The 17,113-nt window shown below is 60.7% G+C and carries 17 protein-coding genes and 1 tRNA gene; 4 read left to right on the top strand and 14 right to left on the bottom strand.

Annotated elements, in window-relative coordinates:
- Positions 1–160: 160 nt before the first annotated feature.
- From secG to rpoN, 8 genes are all read right to left on the bottom strand, one after another.
- Entirely contained in the window at positions 161–394 is a 234-nt protein-coding gene (gene secG, locus CLV97_RS05690) for a preprotein translocase subunit SecG (protein WP_092037488.1), read from the bottom strand.
- A gap of 151 nt (positions 395–545) precedes the next feature.
- The gene (gene eno / locus CLV97_RS05685; RefSeq protein WP_106344553.1) at positions 546–1,832 is read right to left on the bottom strand and encodes a phosphopyruvate hydratase; all 1,287 of its coding nucleotides are present in this window, start codon (positions 1,830–1,832) and stop codon (positions 546–548) included.
- 89 nt (positions 1,833–1,921) lie between these two features.
- The gene (gene gpmI / locus CLV97_RS05680; protein WP_106344552.1) at positions 1,922–3,460 is read right to left on the bottom strand and encodes a 2,3-bisphosphoglycerate-independent phosphoglycerate mutase; all 1,539 of its coding nucleotides are present in this window, start codon (positions 3,458–3,460) and stop codon (positions 1,922–1,924) included.
- Positions 3,457–4,227 carry a triose-phosphate isomerase gene (gene tpiA / locus CLV97_RS05675; protein WP_106344551.1) on the bottom strand — a complete coding sequence of 257 codons (771 nt, stop codon included), beginning with the start codon at positions 4,225–4,227 and terminating at the stop codon, positions 3,457–3,459. Before tpiA ends, gpmI begins: the two co-directional genes overlap by 4 nt.
- Positions 4,228–4,247: 20 nt before the next feature.
- Positions 4,248–5,432: a phosphoglycerate kinase gene (locus CLV97_RS05670; RefSeq protein WP_106344595.1), complete on the bottom strand. Its 1,185-nt coding sequence runs from the start codon at positions 5,430–5,432 to the stop codon at positions 4,248–4,250.
- Positions 5,433–5,495: 63 nt separating this feature from the next.
- Positions 5,496–6,512: an ArsJ-associated glyceraldehyde-3-phosphate dehydrogenase gene (locus CLV97_RS05665; protein WP_106344550.1), complete on the bottom strand. Its 1,017-nt coding sequence runs from the start codon at positions 6,510–6,512 to the stop codon at positions 5,496–5,498.
- 47 nt (positions 6,513–6,559) lie between these two features.
- The gene (locus CLV97_RS05660) at positions 6,560–7,585 is read right to left on the bottom strand and encodes a sugar-binding transcriptional regulator (RefSeq protein WP_106344549.1); all 1,026 of its coding nucleotides are present in this window, start codon (positions 7,583–7,585) and stop codon (positions 6,560–6,562) included.
- 197 nt (positions 7,586–7,782) lie between these two features.
- Positions 7,783–9,174, bottom strand: a complete 1,392-nt coding sequence (gene rpoN, locus CLV97_RS05655; RefSeq protein WP_106344548.1) for an RNA polymerase factor sigma-54 — start codon at positions 9,172–9,174, stop codon at positions 7,783–7,785.
- A gap of 400 nt (positions 9,175–9,574) precedes the next feature.
- On the opposite strand from rpoN, the gene CLV97_RS05650 reads away from it, so the two are divergent.
- Positions 9,575–9,649 (top strand) — tRNA-Arg (locus CLV97_RS05650).
- Between the two features lie 229 nt (positions 9,650–9,878).
- The gene (clpP, locus tag CLV97_RS05645; protein ID WP_106344547.1) at positions 9,879–10,475 is read left to right on the top strand and encodes an ATP-dependent Clp endopeptidase proteolytic subunit ClpP; all 597 of its coding nucleotides are present in this window, start codon (positions 9,879–9,881) and stop codon (positions 10,473–10,475) included.
- A 49-nt stretch (positions 10,476–10,524) separates the two neighbouring features.
- Here the strand turns inward: clpP and CLV97_RS05640 are convergent, their stop codons facing one another.
- Both CLV97_RS05640 and CLV97_RS05635 read right to left on the bottom strand, forming a co-directional pair.
- Positions 10,525–11,925, bottom strand: a complete 1,401-nt coding sequence (locus tag CLV97_RS05640) for a PTS fructose transporter subunit IIC (protein WP_106344546.1) — start codon at positions 11,923–11,925, stop codon at positions 10,525–10,527.
- Between the two features lie 173 nt (positions 11,926–12,098).
- The gene (locus CLV97_RS05635) at positions 12,099–13,199 is read right to left on the bottom strand and encodes a TIGR04053 family radical SAM/SPASM domain-containing protein (RefSeq protein ID WP_106344594.1); all 1,101 of its coding nucleotides are present in this window, start codon (positions 13,197–13,199) and stop codon (positions 12,099–12,101) included.
- Positions 13,200–13,481: 282 nt separating this feature from the next.
- On the opposite strand from CLV97_RS05635, the gene CLV97_RS05630 reads away from it, so the two are divergent.
- Positions 13,482–14,189 (top strand): Crp/Fnr family transcriptional regulator, encoded by a 708-nt coding sequence (locus tag CLV97_RS05630; protein WP_106344545.1) that lies wholly within the window; start codon positions 13,482–13,484, stop codon positions 14,187–14,189.
- Here the strand turns inward: CLV97_RS05630 and CLV97_RS05625 are convergent.
- The gene (locus CLV97_RS05625) at positions 14,152–14,889 is read right to left on the bottom strand and encodes a YwiC-like family protein (protein ID WP_106344544.1); all 738 of its coding nucleotides are present in this window, start codon (positions 14,887–14,889) and stop codon (positions 14,152–14,154) included. The two genes, CLV97_RS05630 and CLV97_RS05625, sit on opposite strands and share 38 nt — an antisense overlap.
- 161 nt (positions 14,890–15,050) lie before the next feature.
- Here CLV97_RS05625 and CLV97_RS05620 point away from each other — a divergent pair, with 161 nt between their 5' ends.
- Positions 15,051–15,761 (top strand): Crp/Fnr family transcriptional regulator, encoded by a 711-nt coding sequence (locus CLV97_RS05620; protein WP_170070372.1) that lies wholly within the window; start codon positions 15,051–15,053, stop codon positions 15,759–15,761.
- 69 nt (positions 15,762–15,830) lie between these two features.
- On the opposite strand, the gene CLV97_RS05615 is transcribed toward CLV97_RS05620, so the two are convergent.
- The 3 genes from CLV97_RS05615 to lpdD are packed head-to-tail and all read right to left on the bottom strand — an operon-like array spanning position 15,831 to position 16,891.
- Positions 15,831–16,376: a hemerythrin domain-containing protein gene (locus CLV97_RS05615; RefSeq protein ID WP_245891384.1), complete on the bottom strand. Its 546-nt coding sequence runs from the start codon at positions 16,374–16,376 to the stop codon at positions 15,831–15,833.
- Between the two features lie 33 nt (positions 16,377–16,409).
- Positions 16,410–16,544 carry a hypothetical protein gene (locus CLV97_RS18765; RefSeq protein WP_281257586.1) on the bottom strand — a complete coding sequence of 45 codons (135 nt, stop codon included), beginning with the start codon at positions 16,542–16,544 and terminating at the stop codon, positions 16,410–16,412.
- On the bottom strand, positions 16,541–16,891 hold the full coding sequence (gene lpdD / locus CLV97_RS05610) for a prenylated flavin chaperone LpdD (protein ID WP_245891391.1): 351 nt from the start codon (positions 16,889–16,891) through the stop codon (positions 16,541–16,543). Before lpdD ends, CLV97_RS18765 begins: the two co-directional genes overlap by 4 nt.
- Between the last annotated feature and the right edge of the window lie 222 nt (positions 16,892–17,113).

Raw genomic sequence — 17,113 nt, 5'->3', positions numbered from 1 at the left:
GGAAGGGGGATGCCGCAAACGATCCCGCCCCGGTCGAACGGCACGGCATGCCCCCTCCCCTCTCGCGCGCAGGAAGCGGCCGGAGAATATCTCCGGCCGTCCGTTTATGCGTCCCGAAAGAAAAAACAGCAAGGCGGAACCTCGCTGCTTCAATCCCTCTTCACTTGACGAAGTAGCCGACCAACAGCGTCAGCAGGATAAACAGGGTGGCCAACACCACCGTGATCCGGTGAAGCAGGGCATCGATCCCCCGCGCCTTGGCTTTCCCCATCAGGTGCTCGGCGCCGCCGGCGATGGCTCCGGACAGTCCGGCGCTTTTGCCCGATTGCAACAAAACGACGACGATCAAACCAATGCTGACGATCGCCAGCAGAATTTTGGCCGCCAGTTCCAAGGTATATCCACCTCCGCCCACACTTCCACTGCAGTAAATGTAGCACAAGCCCGGGGGCTTTGCAACCGCGAAAAGGGATCAACGGAAAAAAAGGGATGCATCCCGCGGGCCCGAAGCCCTTTCCGGGGTGCATCCCTGGGCGTGAGACACGTCAACCCTTCAGATTGTAAAAGGCCGCTTGTCCCGGATACCGGGCGCTGGCGTTCAGCTCTTCCTCGATCCGGAGGAGCTGATTGTACTTGGCGACCCGATCGGTCCGGGAAGGGGCGCCGGTCTTGATCTGTCCCGCGCCGGTTGCCACCGCGATGTCGGCGATGGTCGTATCCTCCGTCTCTCCGGAGCGGTGGGAAATGACCGCCGTGTACCCCGCCCGTTTGGCCATCTCCACCGCGTCGAAGGTCTCGGTCAAGGTTCCGATCTGGTTCACCTTGATCAGGATGGAATTGCCCACGCCGGCTTCGATTCCCCGGGACAGCCGCTCGGTGTTGGTGACGAACAGATCGTCCCCCACCAGCTGAACCTTTCCGCCCAGGGCTTCCGTCAGCTTTTTCCATCCCTCCCAATCGTCTTCGGCCAATCCGTCTTCGATGGAGACGATCGGGTACTTCTCCACCAGCTCCCGGTAATAGGCGATCATCTCATCGGCCGACTTGGTCACACCCTCGCCCGCCAAATGATAGGCGCCGTCCCGGTACAATTCGGTGGAGGCCACATCGAGGGCCAGCCGGACATCCTCGCCGGGTCGGTAACCGGCGCGCTCGATGGCGGCCATGATCGTCTGAAGGGCTTCCTCATTGGAAGAAAGGTTGGGAGCGAAGCCCCCTTCGTCACCCACCGAGGTGGCCAGCCCCTTCTCCTTCAGGACGGATTTCAGGCTGTGGAACACTTCCACGCCCATCCGCAGCCCTTCGGCGAAGGACTTCGCCCCCACGGGCATGATCATGAACTCCTGAATGTCCACATTGTTGTCGGCGTGCTTGCCGCCGTTCAGGATGTTCATCATGGGCACGGGCAGCACCTTGGCGTTGAAGCCGCCCAGGTAGGCGTACAAAGGCATGCCGAGGGCCTCGGCGGCGGCGCGGGCGACGGCCATGGAAACCCCCAGGATGGCGTTGGCACCCAGTTTTCCCTTGTTGGGAGTGCCGTCCAGGTCGATCAGCAGCCGATCGATCGCCACCTGCTCCAGGGCGTCCATTCCCTCCAGCTTGGGCGCGATTACGTCGTTGACGTTTTGAACCGCCTTCAGCACCCCTTTTCCCAGGTAGCGCTCCTTGTCTCCGTCCCGCAGTTCCACCGCCTCATGGGCCCCCGTCGAGGCGCCGGACGGGACGATCGCCCGGCCCCGGGCTCCCGATTCCAGATACACTTCCACCTCCACGGTGGGGTTTCCGCGGGAGTCCAGCACTTCCCGGGCGAGCACGTGGGTAATCGTCGTCATGGATTTGGATCCTCCCTCCGTAAGGTTCTCCGCGTCAAAGCGCGGAGGGGCGTGTTATCCTGTCGCGAAAGCTCCGTCCAAACTCCGGGTCAGAGGACGATGGAACGCCCCGTCATCTCCTTCGGCCGGGGCAAGCCCAGCAGGCGCAGGATCGTCGGAGCGATATCCGCCAAAATTCCTCCCTCCCGCAGTTTCACCCCTTCGTCCGTGACGATGAAGGGCACCGGGAAGGTGGTGTGGGCCGTGTGCGGACGGTTCTCCGCATCCAGAACCATGTCGGCGTTTCCGTGGTCGGCGGTGATGACGGCGACGCCCCCTTTGGCGAGAACCGCTTCCACCACCCGACCCAGGCATTCGTCGACGGCTTCCACCGCCCGGACCGTCGGTTCCAGCTTGCCGGAGTGGCCCACCATGTCCGGATTGGCGAAATTGAGGATGATCACGTCGTGCTTCTCCGCCGCGATCTCCTTCAGGAGCGCTTCGGTCACCTCATAGGCGCTCATCTCCGGTTTCAGGTCATAGGTGGCCACCTTGGGGGAGTCGATCAGAATCCGGTCCTCCCCCGGAAATGGATCTTCCCGGCCTCCGCTGAAGAAAAAGGTGACATGGGGGTATTTCTCCGTCTCGGCGATGCGCAGCTGACGGAGACCGTGTTGGGACAGGACCTCGCCGAGGGTGTTGTCCAGATCCGTCGGCCGGTAGGCCACATACCCCTGCACCGTCTCGCTGAAGTGGGTGAGACAGACATAATACAGGTTTTTCGGCCGTTGGGGTCCCCGGTCAAAGCCGCGGAAATCCTCGTTGGTGAAGGCGAGGGAAATCTGGATCGCCCGGTCGGGGCGGAAGTTGTAAAAGATCACGGCGTCGTCGTCTTCGATCAGACCCACCGGTTGATCCTTTTCATCGACGATCACCGTGGGCATCACAAACTCGTCGTAGACGCTCTTTTCATAGGATTCCTTGACCGCCTGGACGGGATCCCGGTATTTGGGTCCTTCTCCGTAGACCATCGCCCGGTAGGCCTTTTCCGTCCGGTCCCAGCGGCGATCCCGATCCATGGCGTAATACCGCCCCTGAATCGTGGCGAGCCGCCCGGTCCCCAACTCCTCCATCTTGGAGAGCAGCTGCCGGATGTATCGGATGCCGCTGTCGGGCGCCACATCCCTCCCGTCCAAAAAGGCGTGGACCAGCACATCGGGGACCTGCTGCCGGGCCGCCAGCTCCAGGAGGGCGAACAGGTGGTCGATATGGCTGTGAACCCCTCCGTCCGACAGCAATCCGTAAAGGTGCAGCTTGCTCCCGTGTTCCTTCACGTGGCGGATGGCTCCGAGGAAGGTTTCGTTTTCAAAAAAGCTCCCCTCCCGGATCGCCTTCGTCACCCGGGTCAGATCCTGGTAGACGATCCGGCCGGCACCGATGTTGAGGTGACCCACTTCGGAGTTGCCCATCTGTCCCTCCGGCAGGCCGACGGCCTCGCCGCTGGCCTGAAGAAGGGTGTGGGGATAGCGGGACCAATAGCGGTCAAAGTTGGGCTTTTTCGCCTGGGCGACGGCGTTCCCATGGGTTTCCTCCCGAAGGGCAAAGCCGTCCAGAATGATCAGAGCCACCGGTTTTTTGCGCTCGTTCATCCTTTCTCCCTCCCGGAAGCCGCGGCGGCGACCAGTTGCCGGAACGACTCCGGATCCAGGCTGGCTCCCCCCACCAGGGCTCCGTCGATGTCGGCTTCGGCCAGGAACGACCCGATGTTGTCCGGCTTCACGCTTCCGCCGTACAGGATGCGCACTTCAGCTGCCACCTGCTGATCGTAGAGATCGGCGATCGTCCGGCGGACGAATCCGATCACCTCGCCGGCATCCTCCGCCGTGGACGCCCGGCCGGTCCCGATGGCCCAGACCGGCTCGTAGGCGACGATCAGCCGCTTCACTTCCTCCGATCCGAACCCGTCCAGGGCCCGCAGGATCTGCTCCCGCACCACATGCTTCGTTTTTCCGCTTTCCCGCTCCTCGAGCGACTCGCCGACGCAGAGGATGGGTACCAGACCGTGTTTCAGGGCGGTCTTCCCTTTCCGGTTGACCGACTCGTCCGTCTCGGCAAAATAGGCCCGCCGCTCGGAATGGCCGATAATCGTGTAGCGAACGCCGATATCGGTCAGCATCCGGGCGCTCACCTCGCCGGTGTACGCCCCCTCTTCGGCCCAGTGCAGGTTTTGCGCCCCGATTCCGATGCCGGTTTCCTCCGCCGCCTCGACCAGCGCGGGAAGGGCGGGATAAGGCGCGCAGATCACCGTTTCCACATTCCCGGGCAACGATCCCGAGCGAAGGGTGCTGAGAAAGGACAGCGCTTCTTTGACGGTCTTATGCATCTTCCAGTTTCCTGCGATGACGGGAATGCGCATGGCTGTCCCCCTTTCTGTGATTAGTCCCGGTCGTCCAGCGCGGCCACACCCGGGAGCTCTTTCCCCTCCATCAATTCCAGGGAAGCCCCGCCGCCGGTGGAGATGTGGTCGATTCGATCCGCCAGACCCGACTTTTCGATGGCCGCCGCGGAATCGCCGCCTCCAACGATGGACCGGGCTTTTGAATCCGCCAGGGCCCGGGCGACCGCATTCGTCCCCTCGTCGAAGGGTTCCTGTTCGAAGACGCCCATCGGCCCGTTCCACACGACCAGTCTGGACTGGCGGATCACTTCGGCAAACCGCTCGCGCGTCCTCGGCCCTATATCCAGCGCCATCCGGTCGGGGGGAATCGCCTCCACCGCCACCGCGCCGATGTCTTCGGGCTGCTCCAGCCGGTCCGCAACCACCACGTCGATCGGCAACAGCAGGTGCACTCCCTTTTCCCCGGCCAGCTCGATCAGCCGGCGGGCCAGATCCACTTTGTCCTGCTCCAGGAGGGATTTGCCCACCTCATGCCCTTGCGCTTTGATGAAGGTGTTGGACAAGCCCCCTCCGATCAGCAGATTGTCCACCTTGTTCAGCAGGTTTTCGATGACGCCGATCTTGTCCTTCACCTTGGCCCCGCCGATCACCGCCGTGAAGGGTCTCTCCGGCGACTCCAGGGCCTCGCCCAACACTTCGAGCTCCTTCTGCAGCAAAAAACCGGCCACCGCAGGCAGGTGACGGGCGATCCCCTCCGTGGAGGCATGGGCCCGGTGAGCCGCCCCGAAGGCATCGTTGACGTACAGATCGGCCAGCTCGGCAAAAGCCTTGGCCAGTTCCGGATCGTTTTTCTCCTCACCGGGGTGGAAGCGGACGTTTTCCAGGAGGAGGATCTGCCCCTCCGCCAATCGGGACACCCGTTCCGCCACCGAGGGGCCGATCACGTCGTCCGCCTTTTCCACCGGTTTTTCCAGCAGTTCCGACAGCCGCTCGGCCACGGGGGTGAGCCGCAGCTCCTCCTTGACCTGCCCCTTCGGACGGCCCAGATGGCTGGCGAGGATCACTTTGGCTCCCCTCTCCGCCAGGTGACGGATCGTGGGGAGCGCGGCGCGGATCCTCGTGTCGTCGGCCACTTTTCCTCCCTCCAGAGGGACGTTGAAGTCCACCCGGCAAAACACGCGTTGACCCCGGACGTCCACATCGCTGATCGTTTTCTTTTTCACGAAGTCCATCTCCCTCCGCACATGAGAAGGAGGAGAAGGCCTCTCCTCCGTTCCTCTCATATTCTAGGCTTTCAGACCCCGCTTGACAATATAAGCGGCCAAGTCGACCACGCGGTTGGAGTATCCCCATTCGTTGTCGTACCAGGCGACCACCTTCACCATGTTTCCTTCCATCACCATCGTGGAGAGCGCGTCGACGATGGAGGACCGGGAATCGCCGTTGAAGTCCTTGGACACCAGCGGCTCCTCAGTGTAGCCGAGAATCCCCTTCAGATCCCCTTCCGCCGCAAGGCGCAACGCTTCGTTGACCTCCTCCGCCGTCACTTCCCGATCCAGTTCGGCCACCAGATCGACGACGGACACGTTGGGGGTGGGAACGCGCATGGCAAAACCGTTCAGTTTCCCTTTCAGCTCCGGCAGCACCTTGGCAACGGCCGCCGCGGCCCCCGTCGTCGTCGGGATGATCGACATCCCGGCCGCCCTGGCGCGGCGCAAATCCTTGTGGGGAAGGTCGAGGATCTGCTGGTCGTTGGTATAGGAGTGGACCGTGGTCATCAGCCCGCGGCGCACGCCGAATTTTTGGTGAAGGACCTTCACCACCGGCGCCAGACAGTTGGTGGTGCAGGAGGCGTTGGAAATGACGTGATGGTTGGCCGGATCGTAGCTGTCCTCATTCACTCCCATCACGATGGTAACATCTTCGTCCTTGGCAGGAGCCGAGATGATCACCTTCTTGGCTCCACCCTGCAGATGCTTGGCCGCATCCTCCCGTTTCCGGAACCGGCCGGTCGACTCCACCACCAAATCCACCCCGAGTTCCCCCCAGGGGAGGTTGGCCGGATCCCGCTCAGCCAGCACCTTCACCGGGCGGCCGTTAACCGCAAAGCCCTCATCGGTCACTTCCACATCCGCCTCCAGGCGGCCGTGAACCGAATCGTATTTGAACAGATGGGCCAGCGTGCCCGCGTCGGTCAGGTCGTTGACCGCCACCACTTCCAGTTCGGGATGATCCATCAGCGCACGAAAAACATTCCGACCGATCCGTCCGAACCCGTTAATGCCGATTTTCGTCTTGGCCATCACATTCACCCTCCGATCCCTCATGGTTTATTGGGAAAGTCAAAGCATTACTGCGCTTTCTCCAGAATGGCCCGGGCCGCCCCTTCATCGGTTATCAGTGTATCCCGGCAGGCGACCGAACAAATCGCGGCGATGGCATCCGCCTTGCTGGCTCCTCCGGCCACCGAGATGATCCGCTCCATCCGCTGCAGATCATCCAGCCGGATCCCCACCGTCTTCATCCTGTGGACGATCTCCCCTTGGCGGTTGAAGTAATATCCGAAGGCCTCGCCCACCGCCTCCTTCTCCCGAAGATGACGCAGCAACTCCATAGAAGATTTGCGACGGACGGCCATTTCCATGGCGCCGCCGATTCCGTGCACCGCGATCCGGGCCGTTTTCAACAGCTCCAACACCTCGCGGATGTGCGGTTCCCGGATCACCGTGCGGTAAGTCTCTTCGCTCAGCTGGTCGGGAACATGCATCAGGCGGTAACTTCCCCCGGTCTTCTTGGCCATGAGCGAAGCGATGTAGTTGGCTTCCAGCTCCACTGCCTCTCCCAGTCCGCCTCGGGCGGGCACGAAGGTGGTCTCCTTCAGCTGCGGCGTCGGGGCCATCATCTCGGCGACCGCCGCGACGGTGGTCCCGCCGGCCACCGCCACCACCTGACCGGGACGGGCTTCTTCCCGGAGAAGACGGGCTCCCGCCCGCCCCATCTCCTTTTTCACCCATTGGGACTGATCAGCGTCGCCGGAAACGATGATCACGCGCCGGAGCCCCAGATGACGCCGAAGCGCCTCCTCCAGTTCCGTCAGACCGAAAAGCTCCTTGATCAAGGGCTCCATTTCCGCAAGCAATTCGGCGCCCTGCTGGGTGACGCGCATCCCGAGGGGATCGACGTGCACCAGACCCTGCAACCTCAGGAAATCCACCTCCGCCCGCAGGATTCGCTCCGTCGTCCCCATGGCCGCCGCCAGACTCCGTCGTCCCACAGGCTGCATCAGCTGCAGGTGCCGCAGCGTTTCATAACGCTTGCGCATCACCTCCAGCATGTCGGGCAATAATTTCTTTTGCAGTTCCAACAGCGACTTCATCATCTCACCTTTTCGATCGGGACAATTAATGTCCCTGTATAACAAAATATGTCCCAAGGCGGCAAAAAGAAAAGGAGGAACGGCTTCCACCCTTATTGTATCCGATGGATCGAAGGCTGACAAGGTGCAGGAAAAGCCGTTCCCGCCTCCTCTGCAAAGATTCCCTTGATTGTCACAGGCTCGGATAAAAGAAGCGATCAGCCGTCGTACCTGCGCCGGGCCATCGAGGAGGGAATCCCGAGCTCTTCCCGGTATTTGGCCACGGTCCGCCGAGAGATTCGAAGACCCCCGGCTCGGAGACGGTCGGCGATCTGCTGATCGGATAAGGGCTTGCGCTTATCCTCCCCCTGAATCAATTCCGCAATGCGCTTTTTCACGCTTTTGGCCGCCGTGCCTCCCGAAGCGGAATCGACTCCGGACGGGAAAAAATAACGGAAGGAAAAGAGGCCGCGCGGAGTTTGCACGTACTTGTTTTGGGTGGCGCGGCTCACGGTGGACTCGTGCAGACCCAGCTCCTCCGCCACTTCCCGCAGAGTGAGCGGCTTCAAGCAATCCACGCCGCGATCCAAAAAGGCCCTCTGCTTCTCGACGATCACCCGCGTCACCCGGTACAGGGTTTGTCGCCGCTGTTCGATTCCCCGAACGAGCCAAACCGCCGATTGAAACCAATTCCTGAGATAATCCGCCGCCTTCCGGGCCTGCTCCCCGCCGTCCACCATCATCCGCTGGTATCGGTCGCTCACGGTGAGGCGGGGCAAAAATCCCTCATTGACCAGGACGACGTAATCTCCGTTCACCCGCTCCACGCAGACATCCGGCAACACGTAGCGGGGAGCGGAGGAAGCGAAGGTCATGCCCGGCCGGGGATTCAAACTCTTCAGGCGATCGACCGCCTCCTGCACGCGCCGGACTTCACATCCCAATTGCCGGGCGATCTTGCGGATCCGGCCCCCCGCCACGTCGGGAAGGTGTCTTTCGGCGATCCTGAGAGCCACTTCGTCCGGGGGATCCTCCCGCAACAGCTGGAGACGAAGGCACTCCGACAGGGAGCGGGCTCCCACCCCCGCCGGTTCCAGGGATTGAATCACCTGGAGAGCCCGCTCAAAGGCTTGCGAATCGGCATTAAAGCGTTTACATACGGAGGTGTCATCGATTCTCAGGTACCCGTTGTCATCCAGGTTTCCGATCAAATAGCGGCAAAGGGCCCTCGTGCCGGAATCCAGATGCAGGTAGCGCAGCTGGGACTCCAACGCCTCCGCCAGGGACTCCGACGGAGCCGCCAGATTTTCGAAGGGAAACCCCTCCGCATCGCGGTTGGGGGCTCCCCGCTCCCCCCTCCCGCTTCGCCGGACATACGCCATCCAATCCCCCGGATCGGCATCCAGCAGAGGGACGTCGCTCTCTTCTCTCCCTTCCCCGCTCGGTTCGTCAATTTCCAACACCGGATTCTCCGCCAACTGTTCATGAATATACTGCTCCAAATCCGCCGCGGAGAGCTGGAGCAACTGAATGGCTTGACGCAATTCCGGCGTCATCACCAGTTTCATTCGCTGCTCCTGTATCAGACCGTAACTGATTTGCAAGGCCATCTTTTCCACCTCCGCGCGATTTCGACATCCGTTCAGTCGACGAGCCGGGTTGATTATTCACTCTTTTTCGACTTGAGCAAAAACCTTCCCGCCGAACATTCCCGGGATGAAACCGATCGACGAAAGGGTGACATCCTTCGACGCCTCCGGTCGAAAACCGTGGGTCCGCGTCGCGCTTTCATATCCATTTTACCACAAAAACCGCTGCCTGCTCTCGCGGAATTCCGTGGAAAAGCCTTTTTCGGCACCGACGGTCTCACAAAAGCTCCACCCCTTGATGAAAAAAGCGGAGTTGGTTACAATAATCCGTGGAAAGGGGATCCGGTCTGGAACAAAATTTCCCCTTGCATTTTCTCTCGCAACCCGTTATAATATACTCTGTCGCTGGCAAACACAGCATGCGCCTATAGCTCAGGGGATAGAGCGCTGGTCTCCGGAACCAGGTGCCCAGGTTCGAATCCTGGTAGGCGCACCACATTGGAGCAAAACGGCAGCCGATGAATCGGCTGCCGTTTGTCGTTTTGTTCCAATTGAATCTTGACCTTTTTTGATCTTTGGGGATATGATGATAGTGAGGCGATGACAAAGCGGGGTGAAACGAAACATCCCGCCCGGCGCCCCCGGACGGGGCGAAGGGGCGGCCCCTCACATGCAGGGTTTGTCACAGCCTCATTCAACCCTGCCATCCAAGGAGGAAGCAACCCATGTCCACAATGATTCCCATCGTCATTGAACAAACCAGTCGCGGCGAACGATCCTACGATATCTACTCCCGCCTTCTCAAGGACCGGATCATCCTCTTGGGCACCCCCATCAACGATCAGGTGGCCAACCTCGTGGTTGCCCAGCTCCTCTTCCTGGCCGCCGAAGATCCGGAAAAGGACATTTACCTGTACATCAATTCCCCCGGCGGATCCATCAGCGCGGGCATGGCCATATACGACACGATGCAACACGTCAAACCCGACGTGCAGACCATCTGCGTCGGACTGGCCGCTTCCATGGGTGCCTTCCTGCTCTCCGCAGGGGCCAGGGGAAAACGCTTTGCCCTCCCCAACAGCGAAGTGATGATTCACCAGCCCCTGGGCGGAGCGGAAGGACAGGCTTCGGACATCGAAATCCGGGCCAAGCGGATCCTGCGCATGAGAGACCGCCTGAACAAGCTGCTGTCCGAACACACCGGTCAACCGCTGGAAAAAATCGAGAAGGATACGGACCGCGATTACTTCATGAGCGCGGAGGAAGCCAAGGAATACGGGATCATCGACAAGATCCTCGACCACCCTCCGAAAAAATCGTGAGCAAGGATGGCATTCAAAACCCGGCCGTATTTCGGCCGGGTTTCTGATGCTAGACGTTTTTCTTCAAGGCGTTCACCAAGAATGCCGTCACGACGGTCCCCGCCAGGATGGCGACGAAAAACATCGGGACATGATCGACGGCCTGGAACAAGGCCACGATCGGCCCCCCGTGGGGAACGTGATCGGCCACGCCTCCCAACATGGCGATGACTGACGCCGCCATGGAACCGATCATGATGCTCGGAATGACGCGGAGGGGATCGCGGGATGCAAAGGGGATCGCCCCTTCCGTAATGCCGACCATCCCCATGGCCAGGGCGGCCTTGCCCGCTTCCCATTCCTCGGGATAATATTTCCTCTTGGCCAGCAGCGTGGCCAGCCCCATTCCGAGAGGAGGGGTGCAGATCGCCGGAGCGATCGCCCCCATGATGAAGGGTTGTCCCTCCCCGATCATCGCCGCTCCGAACAAAAAGGCCACCTTGTTGATCGGACCGCCCATATCAAAGGCGATCATCGCTCCCAGGACCAAAGCCAGCGCCACTTTGCCGGCCCCCTGCATGTCGTGGAGCCACTCGGTCATCGCCGACATGATCCCGGAAATGGGGGCGCCGATCCCATGGATAAACAGGAGAGCCGTCAGAAGGGACGTGACCAGCGGAATCACCAGGATGGGCATGATGGGCTGAATCACCTTGGGCACCGGTATTGAACGGATGCCTTTGGCCAGATAGCCCGCGAGAAACCCGGCGATGATCCCCCCGATGAATCCCGCCCCCGCTTCGCTGCCATAAAAGCTCCCGTCGGCCGCAATGTAGCCGCCGATCATGCCGGGTGCCAAACCCGGACGGTCGGCAATGCTGTAGGCGATATATCCGGCCAGGATGGGCACCATGAACAAAAATCCGGTTTCGCCCACTGCCAGAACCGGCTTCCAGATGGAATCGTCGGGCACCACAAACCCTTCCGGCGTCGCTTTTCCCCCGAAGCCGAGGGACAGGGCGATCAACAAACCGCCCACCACCACAAAGGGGATCATGTAAGAAACGCCGTTCATCAGGTGGCGGTAAAAGGAACGACCGGATTCGGCCTTTTCAACCGGCGACTCCTCCCGTTTCGGCTCTTCCCGTTCCGGGGCCCCGAAGACGGGAACTTCTCCGTCGACCAATCGCCGGATCAACTCCTCCGGGCGGTGGATCGCATCCTGAACGGAGCATTCCAGCACCCGCTTTCCCCGGAAGCGGCTTTTGTCCACATCCTTGTCCGCCGCCAGGATCACCCCGTCCGCTTCCTCAATCTCCTCCTGTGTAAAGGCGTTTTCCACGCCGATGGATCCCCAGGTTTCCACTTTGATGGTATGGCCCGCTTCATCCGCCGCCTTTTTCAGCTTTTCGGCGGCGATGTACGTGTGCGCGATCCCTACCGGACAAGCGGTCACGGCCAGCAATTTCATCCCGGATTCCCCCCTTTGGAAATGTGGGGCGAACTCAAACGACCATTCCGTTCAAGAAACCTGAGACAACAGCTGCAAAAACCAAGGGATTCGACCGTCACACTTATCCATTCCTCCGGCGGAAACCCGTCAAACCCCGAACGGAGCGACGCGATCGGCCCGGTTGCCTCCCTCTACGAAGAACTGGCCGCCCGCTTCGACCACTCCCGGGGCACATAGGCGCAGGTCGGATCGCTCTCCAAGGGATCGCCGGTCACGGCGTAAGCACGGGCCCGGGATCCCCCGCAGACGGAACGGAACTCGCACACCCCGCACTTTCCCTTCAGCCGCTCCGGATCGCGCAGGGAGACAAAGGTCGGGTGCGTCCGATAGATCTCCGTGAGGGAGCGCTCCCGCACGTTCCCGCAGGCGATCGGCAAAAAGCCGCTGGGATACACATCGCCGATGTGGGAAACGAAGGCGAAACCGTTGCCGTCGTTGACGGCGCGCGGTGCCCGCAACTGCCGTTGGCGCCCGGCCACCCAGGGAGGAGCACCGGCCGCCGCTCCCGGACCGCTCTTCATTTTCTCCCGCTGCATTATCACGCGGCGGTAGGGAGGCGCCGCCGTCGTCTTGATGTCAAAGGGGACGCGCCCGGAGAGATCGGCCAGCCAGTGGAACACCCGCTCATGCTCCTCCGCGGTGATCATGTCGTCCGCCTTGCCGCGGCCGGTGGGCACGAGGAAAAAGACGCTCCACAGCACGATGCCCATCTCTTCGAGCAGGCGAGCAATGTCGGGCAGATCGTCGAGATTGTAGCGACTGACGGTGGTGTTGATCTGCAGCGGCATCCCGAGCTTGCGCAGCATGCCGATGGCGCGCATGGTCAGGTCGTAGGATCCGGACGTGCCGCGGAAGGCGTCATGGATCTCCGCCGTCGATCCGTCGAGACTGAAGGCCCATCGGTCGAGCCCCACCTCCATCGCCCGGCGCATCGCTTTCTCCGTCACCCGCGGGGTGGCGCTGGGCGTGAGCGATACGATCAGCCCCTGCCCTTTGGCGTATTCGGCCAGCTCAAAGAGGTCCTCCCGCATCAGCGGATCGCCGCCGGTGAAGACCAGCAGGGGGGCGCCCAAATCGCGAATCTCGCGAATCAAGGCTTTCCCCTCTTCCGTCGTCAACTCGCGGGGATCCCGACGATACTGCGCCTCGGCCCGGCAATGGAGGCATTTGAGGGCGCAGGCACGAGTCACTTCCCAGATGACCAGAAAGGGAGATTGGTGAAAGTCAATCAAAAGGGATTCCTCCTTATGAAAGGGATAACGACGCCCTGTTTTCCCGTCCCGGCGGGACCGAAACGGGAAATCCTGTTTGTTCACAACGTAACAAAGTCTTTGGAAAAACAGTATGAAGTTCGTCACACTCTCCCCTGAATCGTTGGGGTACAATGAAACCAAACACTCCGTCATGAGCGGACATCAAGTCTTTGCGGACATCAGGTCTTAGCGGAAGATTTGCGACATCGCCGGGCACAGCCCCCGGTCGGGCGGTTGTCCCAATTTTGATCCATCGAGGTGATGGACTTGTCTCAATTGGTCCCTCTTCTCCGCAATGTGCCGCTGTTTCTGGATCTCACCGACGAAGAGCTGGAACGGATCGCTTCCATCGCGATCCCGCGCTCCTACCCGAAGAAATCGCTCATCTTCGCGGAGGGAAGCCCGCGCGAAGCCGTCTATTTCATCGTCGACGGGCTCGTCAAAGCCTTTAAGGTGGATGCCAACGGACATGAGCAGATCGTCTCCCTGCTGGCCAAGGGGGACATGTTCCCCCACACGGGATTCTTCGATCAGAGCCCCTACCCCGCCAACGCCGAAGCCGTCAAGCCCACCCGCGTCTTCGCGATTCCCATCCAATCCTTCGAGCAGCTTTTGCTGTCCACTCCCACCATCGCGGTGAAGGTACTGCGGGTTTTGGGGGCAAAAATCCGCGAGCTGCAAGAAAAGCTGCAGGAACTCACCTACCAGGATGTGCGCCACCGCATCTGCGCCATCCTCCTGCGGCTGGCCGAAACCCACGGAACAACCCAGGACGGAACGGTGGTGCTCCGGCTCCCCGTCACACACCAGGACCTGGCCAGCATGGCGGGAACCACCCGCGAGAGCGTCAACCGCATGCTCAACGATTTGCGCCGCCAGCGCATTTTGGAAATGAACCGCAACCATATCGTCCTCAAGGATGTGGAAGCCCTCAAATCGTGGGCGGACGAGTGGCGGAAAAAGCGATGATGGAAAGGACGAGGAAGAGCAACGATCCGACGATCTCGATGATTCCCACCTTCATCGGACGGATCGTCTTTCCGCCCCACAAGAAGGCCCTGAAGGCCGAAAAAGCGTAGGGCAGGACGAACCAGGGCTCCAGGAGAGCCGTCAGGATCAGGAGCAGCAGGTGATATCCCTTTGAGGCGATCAGCCATCTTTCGTTTTTGCGCTCCCGAAACACCGACTTGACAAAAAAGACGCTCCCCAAAAAGTACAGGATACACGGCACCGCAACCCACAGGGCCATGGCGTCCCAACTCCCGGCTCCGACCATGTGGGCGGCCGCACCGCCGACCGAAAAGGCGAGAATGGCGCACAGGTCATTGACGAAGGAACGCTCGTTTCGCCGGTACGCGTACCACCCGTTGATGCAGAACAACGCGGCCAGCACGGGGCCCGCCCATAACAGCGAAGGCTCCCAAAGGAGCGGGGGGATCAGGAAAACCATCCCCAGGGCCCAATAAATCAGCGCCCAACGGACAAAATTGCGCCGATCTTTCCGCCGCATCAGCGCCAGGCGGAAGGGATAGGCCGCCAGGTAAAACAGCATCCATCCGAAAAACAGCGGAAGATGCAACCATTTGGGCCCACCCACGAACATGCCAAGGAGAAAGGGGACGGATACCATGGCCCATCCGCCATGTTCCCTCGGAAGGATCGGTTTCATCGCAGACTCCTCCAGTCTTCAAAATGAGCATCCCGCCGTGCCTCGGGGTTTGTTCTGTTCTCATCGTAACCCAGGACTCACCCCTTCATCGTGACAAATATCACAGTTTCGCAAAACCTTCACCATTCCGCTTCCTGCGCAAACGGAGAGGAGGATTCCCCATGACTTCCGCGGTGTCCGCCCATCGGTTTGTCGACTATTTCCAACCGGAGCAGCTGAAGCGGTTGAGCTCACTGATGACCTCCAAAAGGGTGAACAGCGGCATCAACTTGTTCCAGGACAAAGAACAAGCCGATTATCTCTACTTCATCCATGAGGGGATCGTCAAGATCTTCAACAACACCGAAAGCGGGGAGGAAATCGCGCTCTCCCTCAAGTACGCCGGAGACCTGGTCGGTGATCCCTGCACGCTCCCGTCCCCCTTCCAGTGGAGCAACGCCGTCACCTTGACGGATGCGTTCCTCGGCGTCATCCACAAGGAGGAATTGGAGGCCCTGCTGCTCCGCCACCCCGACCTGGCCATCCGGTTCATCCAGTGGCTCACCGTCAACCAGCGGATTTTGGAGACCAAAATGCGCGATCTCCTGGTATACGGCAAAACCGGGGCGCTCGCCTCCACCCTGATCCGCCTCTGCAACACCTGCGGCAAAAGGACGGAGGAGGGCATCCTGATCCCCATGCGGCTGACCAACCAGGATCTGGCCAACTTCATCGGCGCCACCCGGGAAAGCGTCAACCGCATGCTGAGCCGGATGAAAAGGGAACACATCCTCAGCATGCGGTCCGGCAGGCTGATCATCCACGATCTGAACCGCCTCCGAAAGCTGTGCCACTGTGACGGCCGCTGCCCCGGAAACGTATGTATCATCTGAATTTCCGAGATTCCCCGTCAAAAAATTGAAGCGGCGCATCCTCGACGGCATGCGCCGCTTTCCTTGCAGTCAAATCGCCTGAACCCTCTCCAGAAGCTCTTCCTTTTCCGCATCGGACAGGATGCGCTCCGCCATCGGAAAGAGCACGTTCTCCTCCTTCATAAAATGGTCCGTCAAGATCTGCACGGCCGTCTCCACCTCACCGGCGATCCTCCGGGCGGCATCCGCCCCGGCGGACTCGTCGAACTTCTCCACTTCGGAGAGGAACTCGGACAGGCGCGCCTTGGCTTGCTCGTGTTCGTATTCCATCACGGCGATGGGCCCCGTCTCCCGTCCGATATATTTGGCCATCATCGGAAACAGGACATCTTCCTCCCGCTTCGAGTGGAGATCCAACTCGGCCGTGAAGGAACGAACCTGTTCCTCCAGGGAGCGCAGGGCTTCCTTCCATCCCCCGCTTCCGGCATCGCCAGCGAACCCTCGGGCCGAATCCGCCAACTCCTCCATCTGCTTCAAAAGCGGCGGGTGTTCTCTTTTCAACCGTTCCAAGCCTGCGCAGAGGGGACCGGAGGCTTCAGCGAAACCCATCATCCCACAGCCGGGTCCGATATCCATCACCCTTCCCTCCTTGTCTCGTTTGCCTTTATTTTAGGAAGGAGGCGCCACGAAAAACGTGACGAACATCACACCGGCGCGAATCCCGATGAAAACAGGAAGGCAGGCGAAACGAAAGCGACGGCTCCCGTCTCCCTTCCCGGAAGATATCTCCTGCTCTCCCGTCATGAACGCCCCTCCGCCCCTCCACATGCTCTGCGCCTCAGCTCTTCTTCCATCAACCGGCGCACCGTCCTGACGATCTCGTCGATTTCCTCCCGCGTCGCCTCGTCCTGGTGAATCCCCATGGCAACGGTGACGGTGCATTTCAGGGATAAAGCCGCCATGCGGGCCGTCTCCGCCGCCAAATCCCCCTCCCGATGCCCCGGAAGGACGTGCGTTTCCACCTTGACCCGGTCCCCCTCCCGATAAGCCGTGGCCACCGCCCCGATGTGCTCCCGACCGCCGGTGATCAACACGGCGAGATCGGTTCCCACCGGAACGGTGCGCAGGCGAATGCGGATCGGACGAGTCACCAAGCACCAACACCTCCCGACCATCCCGACCTTTACTCCACAGACAATCGCAACTCCGGCGTCGGTTCCCCCTTCATCCTGAAGAAGGCGCAGCCGGGGTCCTCTGCCATTGTAAGCGTACCTGCGAGCCCGACTGTGAATTGTGTCAAATCCGGGGCGTCATCCTTGAACAACAAGTGTCAAATCGGTTAACACGTTAAAACTTGTGACGGGAGTCACAAG

Source organism: Planifilum fimeticola (genome assembly GCF_003001905.1).
GTDB lineage: Bacteria > Bacillota > Bacilli > Thermoactinomycetales > DSM-44946 > Planifilum > Planifilum fimeticola.
Note: the sequence above shows the minus strand (reverse complement) of the source record. Positions and strands in the feature narration are given on the sequence as shown.